Raw genomic sequence first — 18,306 nt, 5'->3', positions numbered from 1 at the left:
TAAACAAATTAAAGTTAAATATAAGAATATGAGTAAGAAGAAAATTTTGATTTTTGATGATGATAAAACAATTCTGGAAGTGATCGCAATCATTTTTGAAGAAAATGGTTATCTGGTCGAAATTTCAGAAACATCTCATGATATTATCGAAAAGGTTTCTCTGTTTAAACCCGATGTAATTCTCATGGATAACTGGATTCCCAGAATTGGTGGAGTAGAAGCTACCAAACTTTTAAAGAATCATGAGGAGTTTCAATCGATTCCGGTCATTTATGTGACGGCAAATAACGATATCGTGGCATTGGCGAAAGAAGCTCAGGCTGATGATTATGTCGCAAAACCTTTTAATCTTGAAGATTTAGAAGATAAAGTAGCCAAGTATTTAGTAGAAAAAGTTTAAAATAATTTCTTTAAAAATAAAAATCCCATCAGTTTTTCTGATGGGATTTAGTGTTTATACAACCTTTTTAATTTCTTCAAGATGAGATTTTTTAAGATTTTCCAGGCGTTCTTTTATATCATCTGCGCTGCACTTTTCGTAGTTTAATTCGGTAATCAATGAAGATAAAAATATTTTAAGCTGATTATTAGACAAAACTTTATCTGTAAAGGTAGGCGCAATAATACTTTTTTTCGATACCAAATTTTCTGCAAAATCATATTGATCGGTGAGATCTACATTCAAACCTAGCTGCTGTTTCACACATAGAGCCAAGTAATTATTTAGTAACCTTTTTTCCATTCTTTCAGTATTTACTATAATTACTAATAATATTTATGCCATTGAGGTGTTAAAATTTTAATAATTATAAAAAAAAGCATTCTTTGCAATTGTATTTTTAAATTAAGACAAAAAAACGGACAATGAATTACTCACTATCCGTTCCAATGATAAAAAAACTACTCTTTATTTTCCGCCACCGCTGTTTTTCTCAACATCGGTTTTGGTATTTTCTTTTACTTTCTGGTTTCCAAATCGCTTTACAATAGAAAACGAAGCTCCATACCAGTCTGATCTTGTTGAATTTCTCCGACTTCCGGTCGGACTAAATGTTGTAGAATCAAACGTAGGTCTTGCGAAAATATTCATCAGCTGTAAGCTAAACTCTAATTGAGTTTTTGGGAAAATTTTTGTTGCCGAAATATTATGAAAAACATTGGTTTTATTCGCAACAGAGTTTCCGTTATTCTGATTAGAAACTTCTACCCAAGCGCTCAAATTAATATTTTTATTAAAAAGATTGGTATACGTTAAGTTGGTAGAACCTGCCCAATAACTTATATAATTGTTGTCAGAGTTTAAGTCATTTTTTGTGTTAAAATCGCTATTGTCTAGATAGTTCCATCCGAAGCTTAAATTGACGTTTAATTTATTTTTAAGGAAAGACTGATTGGTGTTTGCATAAAGATTGTATTTATGAACTTTTCCTACAAAATTGGCTGGCTCTGAAATAATTTTGTCGCCTTCGATAACATCTTTGGTCCAATAATCTTGATCTGTGAAAGTATATCTTGCCGAAAGAAAATACTTTTTCAAAAACCCGAATTTCATGTAAAACCTGTCACTTGGGTTGGGGTTGAGCTCCATATTTCCACGGCTATAAAACCCATCACTGGTAGGCTGCATAAAAGGGTTAAATTCTGCATACCATGGTCTCCAAAGGTTTTTATTATACGTTAAACTCAGATCATATTTGTCTGAAAAAGAATATTTAAGTAAAATATTGGGTAACAATTTCCCGTAAGATTCATCTCGTGATGTTCCTGCTACATCCTGACGGAATTTGTAATCAATATGCTCATAACGTAAACCAATTCTTGTTTCTAATTTTTTGAAGAACGTTTTAGAATAATTGGCATAAACAGAGTTGATATTATCCTGATAATGGAAGGTGTCTCCTGTACTTAATCCTTTCAATTGATTTGCGTAAAGTTGATTGGGAATGACATTATTATTAAAATCCATCTTACCTCCAATTTCAAAATTACCTCCTGATTTCCCTATAGGCTGAGTGTAATCAACTTTGATGTAATAATTTCGGTTTTCAACATCAGAAAGCAGTCTAGTTTCCTGAATCTCAGTTTTAGTTGAGGATACTTTATTTTTGATAAAATAACTGTTATCATCTTCTCCGTCGTAGTTTGTTCCTAAATTGATATCTAAAATTCTGTTTTTTTCTTTATCATAATATTTGTAGAAAAAATTGGTCCCAAAAGTACGATTTAAGGTTGATGAGTTTTGATTTTGATCATAAGAATAATCTAATATATTATTCTCAAAACGAGTTCCTAATGCGTCTGAATTATTACTTCTTTTACCTTGATAGGCTTCTAAAATAAGGCCTATCGTATTTTTGTCATTCAACTCATATTCTGAAGTTGAAGATATAGAAGGGTTTTTCCCTTTGTAGATATTATTCGTAGATCCCTCAGTAACGACATTATTTTCATAAAATGTATTCAAAAATGAGTTTCTTTGCACCCAAGTATTGTCGCTATAACTTCCTACAAGGGTTTGTGTGAAATTTTTCTTATGATAATTAAGATTAAGATTGGTGTACTGAGAATTTTGAGTGTTTTGTCTGTTGTTGAATGTTACGCTTCCTTTCAGACCTTCATCATCACGCTTTTTCAAAACAATATTTATAACCGATCCTGAAGCTTCATACCTTGAAGACGGGCTTGTAATAACCTCTATTTTCATCAGATTATCTGCAGGCATTGTCTGCAAATATTCTTTTAATTCTTTCCCTGTAAAAACAGATTTTCTATCGTTGATGTAAACAGTAACAGATTCGCCTTCTGCTTTCAATGCGTCGTTGTTATCAATACTTACCAAAGGGGTCATTCTCAGAACATCCCAAGTCGTATTTCCTGCAAGAATAGAGCTGTTGGCAACGTTAAAAACAGTACGGTCAACTTTAGATTCTACAGTAGGCTTTCTTGCAACAAAAGTTACTTCTTCTATTTCGTTTACTTTTGATTCTATGGTATCTTTAGCAGCTTGTGAAAAAGCCAGAGTTCCTATTAATAAAGCAATGGGTGCTAATATTTTTTTCATTAAAAGTTACATATTTTAATTATAAGACACCGAAATGGGAATATTTGTTACATTTAAATTGTGTTAATTATTGTTAACGTATTTTTTAGTGATATAAATGCTCTATAAATCAATACAATAAAAAAGCTATTTCAAATTAATGAAATAGCTTTTATTTATATTTTTCTCGTTTTTTTATTGAATAACGATACTTTTTTTCCTCACGGTATGTGCCGAAAAGTATCCTAAAGCGCCATTGCTAATATTACTTGGTGGGTTACTTGGGGTAACACCACCGCCAGCGCCACCTCCCGAAAGCTGAAGCAATGCTGAGTAGAATGTGTACACTTTATCATCAATACACTGCATTTCTACATGAATGGTGTCGCCTACCACAACTTTTATATCGTCTGGTTTATCGCCATCGTCGTTGGGTAAAATTAATGGTCTTTGGTTAAGCATTCCGTTGTTAACATTATCAGAAAACTCAGAAAAAAACTGTTTAGGATTGTTGTTAACTGAGTATACAAAAAGATAACGGTCGCCTAAAGCTTGAGGATCGGTGAAAACCGGTAAAAGAGTGTAACTGGTTTCACCACCCACCATAAAAGAATCTTGGTCTAAACCGTCAAAAGAAACCGCTGCAGGCATTATGCTTGTTGAAGTGTATTCTTTGCCCTCTGCCTGAATTTTTAACGTATAAGTTCTTCCAGATTGTCCAACGAAAGTTGATGTCTGGTATTTTCCGTTTCCAATATATAACAAGGTTTCGGTTTGTCCGGTATTGTCGCTTAAAACAACCTGAGCATTTTCTATAGCCGGATATTGATTGGCTTGGGTGAAAGCAACCGATTTTGTGATTTTCACGTAATACGGACCCGCCTGATCGGTTACATTGCCTTCTATGACAATACTTCCGCTTTGATCATCCAAATCGAGGTCGATTTCCTTCTCACAAGACGTTACCAAAAACAGGGATAATATGATTAAAAATATATTTTTCATAAATTAAATAGAAGTTAGAAATTAGATTTTATATTTTAGAAATTAGTTGAGACTAAAATTAAAAAAACTAAAATATTTTATTAAGTACATGAGATTTTTAGCATGTATTAAAATTTGAAATTGTACGTAATATTAGGAACCCAACGGAATAGCGAAGTCTGCATTGCTCTCGTAGTTCCCGGATTATCCGGGTTGTCTTCAAAAGTTATTGTGTACGCATTTTGTCTTCCATAGACATTGTAAATTCCGAATGACCAAGAACCTTTAAAGCGTTTGTTAGAGCTAGGTTCATAGGTTGCACTCAAATCCATTCTATGATAAGCGGGCATTCTGTCGGCATTTCTTTTGCTGTATTGGAAAACAGTTTGCCCGTTCAGTTCATATTTTCCGGTTGGGAAAGTTACTGCATTTCCGGTGCTGTAAAGGAATAATCCTGAAAAAGACCATTTCGGATTCAGTTGATATGTTGCCACAATAGAAAGATCATGCGTTTTGTCTTGTCTTGCATCATACCATTCGTTATCGTTGATACCGTTTATTTTTCTTTCAGTTTTAGACAAAGTATAAGAAATCCAGCCGGTTAGTTTTCCATTTTTCTTTTTGGCAATTAATTCTAAACCATAGGCTCTTCCTTTCCCGAATAGCAATTCGCTTTCTACATCTGCAGCAGTATCAAAACTAATTTGCGCTCCGTTTTTAAAGTCGATTTGGTTTTGCATTGATTTGTAGTAAATCTCAGCATTCAACTCATAATTATTATTGTTGAAATTTCGGCTGTAGCCTGCGCTTATCTGGTCGGCAATTTCAGGTTTTACGGTATAGCTGCTCCCAATCCATTGGTCGGTAGGATTTCCGCTTCCGCTGTTGCTCAATAAATGAAGATTCTGAGTGTTTCTGGAATATCCTCCTTTCACGCTGCTTACCTGATTAATTCTGTAATTTGCCGTAATTCTCGGCTCAAGATTGATATAAGTTTTGCCAAATTTTCCTTTTTCTAAAAATTCAGAATCGGTCAAAACTCCATTTTCATACGTATTAAAAGTATCACCTCCTAAAACAGAGAACATCGCCAATCTTGCTCCGTAATTAATCGTTAATTTTTCAGTTGCTTTAAAATCATCATTAATGTAAACTGCATTTTCCCAAGAATATCTCGGGTTTCTAGGAAAGCTACTCACACTTGTTCCAGAAGCACTGCTTGGTGTAATGGTATGGTAAATAGACTGCAAACCAAATTTTACTGAATGCTTATTTCCTGCAAACCATGTGAAATCCTGCTTCAAATTCCAGTCTTCAATTTCAGAATCTAATCCGAAAGTATTATTGTTACTGCTTAAACTTACATTATAATTGTAGTTGCTGTAGATGAATGACGTGTTGGAGAACAATTTACTATTGATAATACTGTTCCAACGTAGAGTAGCGGTAGTATTTCCCCAATCTGTAGAAAAAGTATCACCTAAACCTAAAACATCTCTTCCAAAATATCCTGATAAATATAATCGGTTATTGTCATTGATTTGATAATTGGCTTTTAAGTTTAAATCATAAAAATACAATTTACTGTCTTTGAAATCATCGGTTGCTTTCAGAAAAACATCAGCATAGGTTCGTCTTCCCGAAACAATGAATGATGACTTTTCCTTTTGAATCGGACCTTCTACACTTAATCGACTGCTTATTAAACCAATTCCGCCATTAACATTATAATCTTTGTTGTTTCCGTCTTTCATTTTTACATCCAAAACAGAAGACAAACGACCTCCATATTGAGCCGGACTGTTTCCTTTGATGATGCTCACATCTTTCAGCGCATCACTGTTGAAGGTACTGAAAAATCCTAGTAAATGCGATGCATTATAAACAGGAGCTTCATCCAATAAAATCAAATTCTGGTCTGTGGCGCCACCTCTTACACTGAAACCACTGCTTCCTTCACCGCTGCTTTTAATCCCCGGCAAAAGCTGAATCGTTTTCATCACATCTTTTTCACCAAATAAAACGGGAAGTTTTTCAATGTTTTTAATGCTTAATGTTTCAGTTCCCATTTGTGCTGAAGAAAGATTTTTATCTTTTTTAACACCAGAAATAATGACTTCATCAATTTTGGCTGTTCTTTCCTCATCTTCCTGATTCAACTCAATATTTTGTTTAATATTATCTTCAACATTAATAATCTGCTGAAAATCTTTAAAACCCGGGCTTGAAACAACCAAAGTATAAGAACCTTTGGGAAGTGAGAGCGAGTAAAATCCGTACTCATTAGCCACAACTGAAATAGTAGGGTCTTCGGCAACTTTTACGGCAACTCCGAGGAGCAATTCTCCATTTTTTTTATCCTTTACCGTACCGCTTATCGAGTATTTCTGCTGCGCAAAAACTACAGTACTAAAGCAGACTGCAGCGATAGTGGTTGCAGCCCTTAATGATGTTTTCTGTATCAATTTTTTTAGTTTATTTTTTTAATTAAAATAAAGAGTTTATTAAAGAAAAATAAAATACTTATTCTTCAAAACACTGAGAAATAAAAACTTTAAATCTGCCTAAACAACGGTGATGTAGATTGTTTATTGCAAGCTAATATTAAAAAATAATTAAATTAGGGTTATCTATAATAAATTTAGAAATAGTTTACATTTCATAATCTATATAAAAAATCCTGTCAAGGTTTAAAACATTGACAGGGGTGAACTTCTCTTGTACTAAAAAAAGCAAATGTTCTTACAACCTCCCAGAAGTTTCATTAACATTATTTTCTTTATAGCTCGATTTTTCAAGCCTTCCAAAATTATATTTTACGGCAAAGGATACGGTGGGTGTATTTCCATAAAAATTTCCTGTAGAAATAATTTTATCATAGGTCATGGTCTGGACATAATTCAGCTGCTTAAAAACATCGTTGTATCTGAAGGTAAAATCAAAATCAGATAGAGATTTGGTGATACCAAAATTAACGGCACAAATTGCATTGTTTTCGTACAAGCCTTGAGTACGCTTGCTGATGTAAGAGCCATCCATTAATAGAGAAAAAGTTTTAGTAATTTTTAAAGTATTGTTGGTGTAGAAATATAAGTAGGGATTGGACTTTTTCATTAAAGCTAAACTGTCTTCTGTCTTGTCATAATTTACAGACATACTGTTTTGTGAAGACCATATTTTCCATTCAAAAGGGAAATCTACACCGATGCTTGCTCCCATCTCTTTGTCAAAATTGATAAGTGTAAATTTTGAAATGTTTTTTGCATCATCATAAACCAAAGTATATCCCATCGGGTTTTTGCTTGTGTAAACCGATGCATTTACCGACCATTTTTTTAAGCTTGTATTAAAAGATAATGTATTGGTGTATGTCGGGATTAAATTGGGATTTCCAACGTATTCTATATAAGGACTTCCGTATAATCCTCCTGAAGAAAGATTGCCATAACCAGGTCTTGAGATTGTTTTTCTGAAATTTAAGGTGTAAACATATTCTTTATTTTGTTGAAACGAAATTTCTGCATTGGGAAACCAGTCGAGGGCATTTCGAGATAGGGTAGTGTCTTTCAAAATATTATCAAATCCTTTTGCGGAAGTAGTTTCCATACGAATTCCGGCTTTAAAGTTCCATTTATCTTTTTCAGCTCCAAAATTAATGTATGACCCGCTATTATTTTCTTTAAAAAGATAATTAAAAAATTCGGGAGCTTTTAAAGCTGCAAAATCTGTGATATTATCGGTAATTGTTTCTGCTTTTGTAAAACTTGTGCCAAGTTCTAATTTGTAATTTTCATTGAGTTTTTTTTCAAAATCAATTCTTCCCGAATAAACATCACCGGCATACATTTGTCTTCGAAATTGATTGAATTCATATCCTGAACCATCAATATTATTCAAAAACTCATAATCTACATTTCGGCTTTCTCGTGTGTATTGAAATCCAGTAAAAATATTAGCATCCCAATCAGCTAATTTCTTATTATAATTAAAAATTGAATTGATAGATGCTCTTTTGCTATCTTGATGATTTAACGTCAAGATGTTTTTAGAAATTCCGTTTTCAGAATATTTTGTATTGGTATTGTTATCTCCTTTATCCGGACGGAAATTACTGTTGAAAGTCAAAGTAAGATAATCTCCATCATCGTTTAATTCCTGATACAAACTTGCTCCGAAAATAGTTTGCGGGCGATTGGTAAGAGAAAGGATAGTATAATCTGACGAAATGTTTTGGCTGGGTACCGCATAATTGTAGCCATTGCTTTCCCAATGTTGAATGGCGTTGTAGGCTGCATTGATTTTCCACTCTGTTTTGTTTTTTTTCTGCTGAAAATTTGCATTAAAATAATTGCTGAATCGTTTTTGAAAAGTCGCTGTTTCAGATAATGAAAGTTTAGAGCCATCTTTTTTACTCTTTTTCAAATTGATTTTGATGACTGCTTTGCCTTCAGCTTCATACTTCACAGATGGATTTCTAATGATTTCAACCGATTTTATATCTTCCACTGAAATTCCTGCCAGAGTAGAAAAATCTATCCGTTGATTATCAACATACAACAAAGGAGTACCTTTCCCAACCATAGAAAGACCTTCACCATTTGCATCAAGGGTGACAAAAGGTAATTTAGCCAATAATTCTGAAGAACTAGCTACTTTATTTAAAGGTGAATCTGCAATATCTAATGTGATATTTCCGTTTTCTACACTGAATTTTTTCTTCTCCCGATTGATAGTTACTCCCTCAATTTCATTTATTTTAGGTTGATAGACGATATTGAAACTTTCATTACGGTTTAGTAAGAATGGTTTTTCTTTTTGTTCTGTTTCCCCAGAAGAAATCTGAAGATAATAGGTGTTTGATATTAAATCGTTAAACTCAAATTTTGATTCTCGGGTTACTGTAGTTTTTACCAGCTTATTTTCGCTGTTATACAGATAGATTTCTACTGGTGAACTGTTGTTATTACGGTTGGAAACAGTACCATTAATAGTAAATTTTTGTTGAGCTGAAAAAAATACAACATTGAAAATAAAGAGTAAAAAGATTTGATATTTAGTCATTCGAGTATGGTTTATATTGTTATTGACAATCAAAATGATATAAATATTACATCTGTTAGTGATAAAAAAGAAAATTATTTCTTTCTGAACAGTTTTAGTGATTTTCAGAATATCTAAGGTTTTCAATGGCTCGATTTTAGATGATAATCAAATATTCTTATAGAATTCACACGTATAATCACAAAATAATTCAGCCATGAATAGGTTTAAAAATATAATCTTGAAAATTTTGAAATGGATAGGAATTTCAATCGTATCCATTCTTTTTCTTATGTTTATCATTCCTGTTTTATTTCCGGGAACAGTTTCTGAGCAGGTAAAACTATTTGCCAATAATCATCTTGCAGGTAAACTGGATTATAAAAAAACACACCTTACTTTTTTTAGACACTTTCCATCATTGACGGTTTCTGTTGATGATTTTTTACTGAAAGGTTCAAAGCCTTTTCAAAACGACACTTTGCTTGCTGCAAAAGAAGTAGCCGTGGGGATTAATCTTAAAAATCTAATTTTCGATGGTGAAGTGAAAATTGATGAAATCTATGTTACAGATGCTTATGCCAATGTTTTTGTCAATACGAAAGGAGAAGCAAATTATAACGTTTATGTTTCAAAACCTTCAGAAAAGCCAAAAGATACAACAGGAACCGGAGCATCTATAAAGCTTGATTTAATTAAATTAAGAAACTGGAATATCAAGTATAACGACCATGCCGCAAGAGTTTTGGTGGATGCAAAAGGATTAAATTATACAGGAAAAGGTGGTTTAAGTGAAGATATTTTTGACCTTACAACAGATTTGAATATTGATAAGCTTGATTTTAGCTTAAACAGAATTTATTACGCTAAACAAAAAACGTTGCACGCCGATTTAATTACCAGAATCAATACCAATGCTTTGACTTTTGTGCTTAGAAAAAATGAGTTGAGAATTAATGATTTACCTTTAAAATTTACAGGTTTTGTAAGTATTTTAAAAGACGGTTATAATCTCGACATCAATGTCGCATCAGAAAAAACAACCATTCGTGATATGATTTCTGTGCTTCCGCCACAGTATTTAGATTGGGCAAAAGACACCAAAATTGAAGGAAATAGTGATTTGTTTTTTAGTCTGAAAGGACGATTCAGTGAGCCTCAAAATCAAAAACCAAGATTGAAAGCGAGATTGTTTGTAAAAGACGGTTTTGTTTCCAACGGAAAAGCTCCGGTTCCGATGAACAATTTTAATATGAACCTTAATGTAGATTTACCCGATTTAAATACAGAAAAACTAGAAATTGATTTAAAAAAATTAAGCTTCGACCTCGGTCCGAATAATAACTTTAAGGCGGTTGTTAAAACAAAAGGTTTAGATGAAATGTTTATTAATGCCAATGTAAAAGGTGCAGTTGATTTACAGACTTTAAGTCAGTCTTTAGGGCTAAAAGATATTGATGTAAGAGGTTTGATGGATACAGATATCAAAGCGAACGGGATTTTTAGTTTAGATAAAAAATTGTTCCCCAAAACGAATGGTTACCTTAACTTGAAAAATGGTTGGCTGAAAACAAAATATTATCCTAATCCTATCCAAAACATCAATATTGTAGCAAATATTATCAATTCAGACGGTACTTTTAAGAGTTTAGGTGTAAAGCTAGACCCGTTTAAATTTGATTTTGAAGGAAATCCTGTTTTTATAAACGCAGATTTGCAGAATTTTGAAGATGTTCTTTATAAAGTTCGTGCAAAAGGAACTCTGAATGTGGGACGAATTTATAAAGTTTTTGCTAAAAAAGGTTTAGATGTGAGTGGTTTAATCATGGCAGATTTGTCACTGAACGGTCGACAAAGTTATGCAACAACAGGTCAGTACAGCAGATTGGATAATAAAGGAAATTTAATTTTAAAAAATATAAAAGCGACGACAGAGTATCTTCCGAAATCATTCTATATTAAAGAAGGAAATTTTGAGTTTGAAAATGAGAAAATGTGGTTCAGAAAGTTTTTTGCCAATTATGGAAAATCAGATTTTGCTTTAAATGGTTATCTTTTAAACACTATTAATTATTTTATTGAAAGAAAAGGTACGCTTCACGGGAAGTTTAAATTAAAATCAAGATACATTCTCATTGATGAATTTATGGCTCTTAAAGACGGAGATAATTCAAAAAAATCGATAGAAGTAGATTATGCTAAAGTTGAAAATCCGAAAAGCAGCGGGGTGGTGATTATTCCTAAAAATTTAGACGTTTCATTGGAAGCAGATGCTAAAAATGTTGAATTTAAAGGCTTGAATCTTAATAATCTTTTCGGTTTGGCATCGGTCAATAAAGGTGAAGTTTTTCTAAAAAATACATCATTTGACTTGGTGGGAAGCAGAATGAAAATTGATGCTCGTTATCAGGATGAGTCGCCGTTAACGGCTAATTATGATATTGCTCTTAACGTATTAGATTTTGATGTTCAGCGAGCATATAATGAAATTGATATGGTGCGAGAAATGGCAACTGCCGCCAAAAATGTGAAAGGAATTGTTTCTTTAGATTATAAATTAAAAGGAGATTTTGATAAAAATATGACCCCGATTTATCCGTCTTTAGAAGGTGGTGGAGTAGTCAATCTTCGTGATGTGGAAGTTAAAAATCTGAAAATGCTTTCTGCAGTGGGAGATAATATTGGAGCAAAAGCCTTTAATAATCCTGATATGAAAGGGGTGAATATTGAAACGCATATCAAGAATAATTTGATTCACGTTGATAAATTTACTTTTAAAGTGTCTATTTTGAGACCTACCATCAGTGGAACAACCAGTTTTAATGGTTTGCTAGATTTGAGAGTACGTGTTGGAATTCTTCCTGGTGGATTAATTGGTTTCCCTATTGTTGTTACAGGAACCCATGAGAAACCACAGGTGAAAATATTCAGTAAAAAAGGGCAGGGGATTGTAGATGCTTTGTATAACGAAAAATCAAACAAAGTAATTCGTGAAGAAAGACGTGCTGAGAAGAAGACAAAAAAACAGCAACGTAAAGAAAAAGCGGCTCAGGAACAGAAAGCTAAAAATGCCGAAAAGCAGATTAATAAAGATCTGAAGGAAAAATAAATTCATTTTAAAAAAAAGACTCTCGCAGATTGAGCTGATTATTTATAAAATCTTATCTGCAAAATTTGCTTAATCTGCGAGAGTTTTTGTTTAATAGTTCTAATGGGTTAATCATCCATTCCTTTTCCATCCAGAATATTTTGGTAGTGTTTCTCAATTCTGGTTTCACGCGTTTTTGATTGTTTAGCCTGATTGAAATAAAATAAATATCCTTTTTGTCTTCCAGGACTTAATGCATAAAATGATTGACTTAAAGCTACATCTTCATCTAATGCTCGTTGAAATTCTATTGGAACAGGATATTCTGAAACCTTTTTTAATTCTATTTTTTGTCCGGATTTTTCTATTGCTACTGCTTCTTCAATGTATTTTTTTATAATGGTTCGTTGTTTTTCTACTTCCTCAATATTTTTAAATCTGATTTGTCTTGCTGACTGTACATTTTCGGTTTGCTGAATGAGAATATGTTCAGAATCTTTCATCAATGCACCTTTATGAAAAAGCAGCGCAAAGTACTCTTTAAAACCATGAATAAGCACCACATTTTTTCCATCTAATGTATAACAGGGATGCATCCATTTATAATCTTCTTCCAAAACATCATTTTCAGAAATGATTTCACGTAAGAGATAGAATTCTTCTTTCCATTTCTTAGCTTTTTCGAAAAATTGCTCAGCTTGTAGATTCATTTTAATTGCTTTTTATGATTATTTTCTACCTTCAGATTTTAAATACCAAGATAAAATATTTACCAATAATAATTTACATTATCAACCATAATATTTAAAGCTGAACAGAATGTTTAAACTTTAAATTACTCTTAAAAAGCATTGTTTTTTTGAAAGTGAAGCTCATCAAGCCTTATATCTGTAATTTTAACGTATGTTTAACTTCTTAAGTAGTTTATTTTAGCGGTAAATATCAGGAATAGGCGTAATTTTATGCCCTATAAATTATTGTAAGAATGGGGATATTTGATATGTTTACGGCAGAGATTGCTATGGATTTAGGAACGGCTAATACCCTAATTATATACCAGGATAAAATTGTTATTGATCAACCTTCTATTGTTGCTATGGACCGCTTGACTGGAAAAGCAATCGCCGTAGGACAGGAGGCAAAACTCATGCAGGGTAAAACGCATGAAGATATAAGAGTTATCAGACCGTTGAAAGATGGTGTTATTGCAGATTTTCACGCTTCTGAGCATCTAATTAAAGAATTTATTAAGCAGATTTCTCAAATTAAGGGTAGGTTTTTTCAGCCTGCACTTAGAATCGTTATATGCATCCCTTCGGGAATAACCGAGGTAGAAAGAAGAGCGGTTAGAGATTCTGCACAGAAAGTAAATGCCAAAGAAATTATAATGGTGTATGAGCCAATGGCAGCAGCGATAGGAGCGGGTATTGATGTTGAAAGTCCGGAAGGAAATATGATTGTTGACATAGGTGGTGGAACAACCGAAATAGCCGTTATTGCATTAGGTGGAATCGTCTGCGACAGATCTTTAAAATTAGCAGGTGATGTTTTTAACAATGATATTTCTTATTTCATCAGAACAAAGCACAATCTGGATATTGGTGAAAGAACTGCTGAGAAAATAAAAATAGAAATTGGTTCTGCATTGGAAGAATTAGATTTTCCTTTAGATGATATTTCTGTACAGGGAAAAGACCTTCTTACAGGTAAGCCAAAAGAGATTATCGTTAATTATAAAGAGATTTTTAAAGCCTTAGATAAATCTTTGATACGAATTGAAGACGCTATATTAGAAACGCTTTCCATTACACCACCAGAACTTGCAACAGATATTTATAAAACAGGGATTTTCCTTGCAGGAGGCGGTGCGTTGCTTAACGGATTAGCAGATAGAATTCACAGAAAGACAGGATTGCCTGTTTTTGTAGCTGAAGACCCATTAAGAGCAGTCGTTCGTGGAACGGGTATTGCGCTTAAAAACATTGACAGATTCAGATTTCTTATGAGATAGAGTAAAACATCCGAAAATCTGTAGTAATTTTAAACTTGCTTTCGGATTTTTAAAAAAATAATTTCATCGAAAATATAAAAGCTGTAATAATTAAATTACAGCTTTTATTATTAGGGGTTCCGTAGAAACGAAATTTACCTAGAATTTAAATACAGACCCCTTGTCTATTATTACGCATAATACGCTTTTTATAACACTCTTTTTAACCCTTATGCTGAGAATGATATTGATGTTGTGTTTTTCTTTGTTGTTGCTGATTTTTACACTTTTTTGCTCATCGTTGAGCCGATTAATTTGTAAAGTCAGTTCATTCTCAGCTTTGGGTAAATGCCTCCAAGCTCTTTCTTTGAAATTTAAAGTAGCTTTTATCAGTTTCAGTATTGCTGATTCTTGGCTTTATAGACTATGCTTTTGGTGTGTCATTATTGATTAAATTATAAATTCTTCAAATTAAAAAAGATGAAAAAGCAACCAAACGTGAGAAACTCATTTTTTTAATTTGGCTGCTTTTGTAATTGAAGTTTTTATGGTTATGGTTTTATTTTTTTATTCTCCATTGTGTTCCGTTTTTTGGGGGCGGGTCTCCTAGACTATTAATGAATTTTGTTGTAGCAGTGTCGTTACTTTTTCTGCTAGCTAATTGTAATTCTGTATGATTTACAATTTCATTTGTTTCAAAATCATCATCTTGAACCCTACATGATATTGTTGATATTAATATGGTTAAAACTAAAAATATTGAGATAAGCGTTTTCATTTTCTACTTTGTTTTGAAAGGTTATCCCGGCCGGTTTTATCTTTGAATTCAGATTTCGAATTTAGACCGCTTTACCCGCTTACGAAAACGTTTGTAGTACTTATTGTAGAATCAGCACGTGCTAATTAATGAATTAGCTCAATTTTAAGTTTTTGATTTTCAGTGATTTAAATGTGTTTTTGTGTAATTTGAATTTTATGATGTTAAAGTGTTGTTTTCTGATTGTTTTAATTAGATTTTAGCTACTTTTATAGGATAAATATTTCATCTCATAATCCGAATTTTTGAACAGGTTTTACTTTATTCTGCTTTTATTTATTTTTAACACTTTCTATTCACAACAAGAATCGTATAGTGATTTCTATAAAATAAAGAAGAAATACGAAAATTATTCTGAAAATGACGCTCGTGCTTTTCAGTTTTTGAAAGAGTATATCTCGTTGGCTAAAAAAGAAAAAGACTATCCGCATTTGGTACAAGGATATCATGATGCTACCTTTTATTCTTCTTCTGCGAATGCTAAGTTGAAATATGCCGACAGTGCTATTTTTGCGGCAAAGCTATCTGATAATACCGATTTGATAAGTGATGCTTACCTTAGAAAAGGAGTAGTATATTACTTTAATTATAAAAAATATCAGTCTGCTTTACAGGAGTATTTAAAAGCTTATGAATATTCTAAAAACTCCCAAGATGATTTCTTGAAAAATGCTATTCTTTATCATATGGGAGTGGTGAAAAGTTATTTGGGATATAATCAAGAAGCTTTAATTCATTTTAAAAAAACACAATCTTATTTTGAATTAAAATCAAAAGAAAAAGTACATTCCAATATTGTATTTAATAATAAAAGAGGGTATTACAATAGCCTTCATCAGATGGCTGTATCTTATAGGAAATTAAATAACTACAAAGCCGTAGATTCTCTTCTTAATATAGGATTTCAACAGACGAAAAACAATAAAGATTTCCAGCAGGAATATGGCTATTTTCTAAAGGAAAAGGGTATTAATGAATATCGGAAAAAAAATTACAGAAATTCATTGAATTTACTTCATGAATCAATAAAACCAATTACCAATATTAACGATTTTGCCTGGGCGACTGTAGTTTACTTTTATATTGGTAAATCGTATTTAGGTCTTCAGGATTATTCAAATGCCATTTTACATTTTAATAAGGTAGACTCCGTGTTCCAAAAGCATAATTTTATACTCCCGGAACTTCGTGAAAACTATGAGCTACTGATTAATTACTATAAAAAAGATAGTGAGCTCAAAAAAGAACTCTATTACACCAAGCAACTATTGAAGGCTGATAGTGTAATATCAAAAGACTTTTCTTACCTCGCATCAACAATTCATAAAAAATATGATACAGAAGCATTAACCGAAGAAAAAGAAAGGCTAGAAAAAGCAACATCTTGGGGTATTTGGATTATTGTGGGCTTAATTATTCTACTCATAGCGCTTACGATTGCTTTAATGATAAAATATAAGAATGAGAAAAGAATTAAAGCAAACTATCTTATTTTGGAAGAAAAGATTCTGAATAAATCTTCTGCAGAAATTGTTACAGAAAAAAGTAAAGTAAAACCAAACGGAGACGAAAAATCAGGATTAAGCGACGCAATAATTAACGACTTACTTTTAAAATTAGATAATTTTGAGAGAAAGTCTGGATTTGTTGAAAATGGATTGACATTGAATAAGTTGGCGATGAAATTTAATACCAATTCAAATTATCTTTCTCAGGTAATCAATGAGTATAAGGAGATGAATTTTAATAGATACCTAAGTGAACTTCGTATCAATTATATTACCAATAAGTTGTATAATGATAAAGTGTATCTAAACTACAAAATTGAGACATTAGCAGAAAAGTGCGGAATCGCTTCCAGAACAAACTTTTCAAATCTTTTTCAGGAAATCAATGGAATTCGTCCCGTTGATTTCATAAAAAACCGTAATCAGGATTTGGAGAATAATCAGATTCTACAATCTCATCCTGCGTAACGAGAATGTTTTTTTTGAGGGAGAAGGTAAATAGTCTATAATATTATTGGTTATTTTTAACTTATTGCTTCATATTTATTACTTAGAAATATGACTACCTAATTTTAAATTAAGCTTGTCGTGATTCGTAATAGATATTTTTTATAATATATTAAGAGCTTGTTTATATTTAAATGAAAATAATTTATCTCGCGGATTTTGCTGATTGAGCAGATTAATTTCTCTGTTTTTAATCTGCTAAATCTGAGTAATCTGCGAGAATTATATAAAAAATGATTGGAAAAAATCACAACTTAATTGTTCAGAATTTAAATTAATAAAATTTAAACAAGCTCTAAAATAATAGTAATTTGACCCCTCAGGTGCTATACTTAATTCTAAATCTATTTAAACTAAAAAGTTGACCATCGCTAAGTCGCAAAATATTCTTTAAATACTGTCTTAATCTGTAAAGCCAATGTTTAAAAATTCAGGGTCAGAAATTCACAATTTTTCATTTTTACGATAAGCATCAGTTTTTTTCTATAGATTAATAAAACTTATTTATATGAAATGTTTTATTGTTTTATTAATATTCTTATTGTTGTGATAATTAATCAAATTAAAAATGTTGTAATACTTATGAATAATAAGATTAATGTCCTTTATTGCTTGTTTTTTATCAATAAATAGTGATAAAAAAATAAATTAATATTTTGTAATATTGCAAAAATTTTCAGTAGCGGACAAACAAGCTAATTTGGCCAAAAAAAACCTTTCTTCCTTATTATTTAAAAAAATAAACACACAGCAGCTCACTTTTTTGGGGTGTATTTTTCTGTTGTGGGTCTCAATCCCTATTTTTGCACAAACTCCCACAATACATATTTCAACTGGTACACAGACTGTTGGGTTAGGTGTTTATGTCTCTAATAAACAAGATAGCATCTCTGTATTTGTAAGCAACGGTGCCACAATTATCAATGCTCAAGAGCTTAAAAATGGTAAGTTTAAGCATGAAAAACATAAGACAAAATATACAAAAACTCCAGCGAAGGCTGTAAAACAAAATACACTCTCAAAAGTTTCTAAAAAAAATGGCCCTAAAAAAGAAGAATTACGGCTCGTTAAAGAGTCTGAATCTAGTGGCTTTTTTACCAGATCTCAAGAAAAAAATTCTTTAATCCTTACTAGATCTCAAGAAATACAAAAAGCTTATCTCGTCATTGAATCTAAGTTTTTGTTATCTTCTTTTTGTGTAAAACGCAAAATTCCCACCAGAGAACAATGCGTTATTATTCATGAAATATTTATTAATCTTAAAGATAGAGGCCCTCCTTCATTATGTTTAAATCAGAAAATAAAACAAATTTCAATTTTAACATAATTTTA

The 18,306-nt window shown here is 31.9% G+C and carries 12 protein-coding genes; 5 read left to right on the top strand and 7 right to left on the bottom strand.

Annotation, left to right across the window (positions count from 1 at the left end; translation table 11 throughout):
- Positions 1-28 precede the first annotated feature (28 nt).
- Positions 29-400, top strand: coding sequence for a response regulator (locus LO744_RS10990; protein ID WP_230669307.1), 372 nt, complete (start codon positions 29-31; stop codon positions 398-400).
- A gap of 54 nt (positions 401-454) precedes the next feature.
- Here LO744_RS10990 and LO744_RS10985 read toward each other — a convergent pair whose 3' ends face one another.
- From LO744_RS10985 to LO744_RS10965, 5 genes are all read right to left on the bottom strand, one after another.
- Positions 455-742: a hypothetical protein gene (locus LO744_RS10985; protein ID WP_230669306.1), complete on the bottom strand. Its 288-nt coding sequence runs from the start codon at positions 740-742 to the stop codon at positions 455-457.
- A gap of 165 nt (positions 743-907) precedes the next feature.
- Positions 908-3,061 carry an outer membrane beta-barrel protein gene (locus tag LO744_RS10980; protein ID WP_230669305.1) on the bottom strand — a complete coding sequence of 718 codons (2,154 nt, stop codon included), beginning with the start codon at positions 3,059-3,061 and terminating at the stop codon, positions 908-910.
- A 174-nt stretch (positions 3,062-3,235) separates the two neighbouring features.
- Entirely contained in the window at positions 3,236-4,045 is an 810-nt protein-coding gene (locus LO744_RS10975; protein ID WP_230669304.1) for a DUF4249 domain-containing protein, read from the bottom strand.
- A gap of 107 nt (positions 4,046-4,152) precedes the next feature.
- Entirely contained in the window at positions 4,153-6,489 is a 2,337-nt protein-coding gene (locus LO744_RS10970; protein WP_230669303.1) for a TonB-dependent receptor, read from the bottom strand.
- A gap of 277 nt (positions 6,490-6,766) precedes the next feature.
- On the bottom strand, positions 6,767-9,085 hold the full coding sequence (locus tag LO744_RS10965; RefSeq protein ID WP_230669302.1) for an outer membrane beta-barrel family protein: 2,319 nt from the start codon (positions 9,083-9,085) through the stop codon (positions 6,767-6,769).
- A gap of 220 nt (positions 9,086-9,305) precedes the next feature.
- Here LO744_RS10965 and LO744_RS10960 point away from each other — a divergent pair, with 220 nt between their 5' ends.
- A complete protein-coding gene (locus LO744_RS10960; protein ID WP_230669301.1) occupies positions 9,306-12,173 on the top strand; it encodes an AsmA-like C-terminal region-containing protein in 2,868 nt (955 codons plus the stop codon).
- Between the two features lie 107 nt (positions 12,174-12,280).
- Here the strand turns inward: LO744_RS10960 and LO744_RS10955 are convergent, their stop codons facing one another.
- Positions 12,281-12,862, bottom strand: coding sequence for a YdeI/OmpD-associated family protein (locus tag LO744_RS10955; protein ID WP_230669300.1), 582 nt, complete (start codon positions 12,860-12,862; stop codon positions 12,281-12,283).
- Positions 12,863-13,137: 275 nt separating this feature from the next.
- On the opposite strand from LO744_RS10955, the gene LO744_RS10950 reads away from it, so the two are divergent.
- Positions 13,138-14,163, top strand: a complete 1,026-nt coding sequence (locus tag LO744_RS10950; RefSeq protein WP_230669299.1) for a rod shape-determining protein — start codon at positions 13,138-13,140, stop codon at positions 14,161-14,163.
- 538 nt (positions 14,164-14,701) lie between these two features.
- Here the strand turns inward: LO744_RS10950 and LO744_RS10945 are convergent.
- Entirely contained in the window at positions 14,702-14,920 is a 219-nt protein-coding gene (locus LO744_RS10945; RefSeq protein WP_230669298.1) for a hypothetical protein, read from the bottom strand.
- A gap of 284 nt (positions 14,921-15,204) precedes the next feature.
- Between LO744_RS10945 and LO744_RS10940 the strand changes: the two genes are divergently transcribed.
- Complete coding sequence (locus LO744_RS10940; protein ID WP_230669297.1) at positions 15,205-16,935, top strand: helix-turn-helix domain-containing protein; 1,731 nt, start codon at positions 15,205-15,207, stop codon at positions 16,933-16,935.
- A 703-nt stretch (positions 16,936-17,638) separates the two neighbouring features.
- Entirely contained in the window at positions 17,639-18,301 is a 663-nt protein-coding gene (locus LO744_RS10935) for a hypothetical protein (RefSeq protein WP_230669296.1), read from the top strand.
- Positions 18,302-18,306 lie beyond the last annotated feature (5 nt).

This window comes from Chryseobacterium turcicum, from assembly GCF_021010565.1.
GTDB classification, from domain to species: Bacteria; Bacteroidota; Bacteroidia; order Flavobacteriales; family Weeksellaceae; genus Chryseobacterium; species Chryseobacterium turcicum.
Note: the sequence above shows the minus strand (reverse complement) of the source record. Positions and strands in the feature narration are given on the sequence as shown.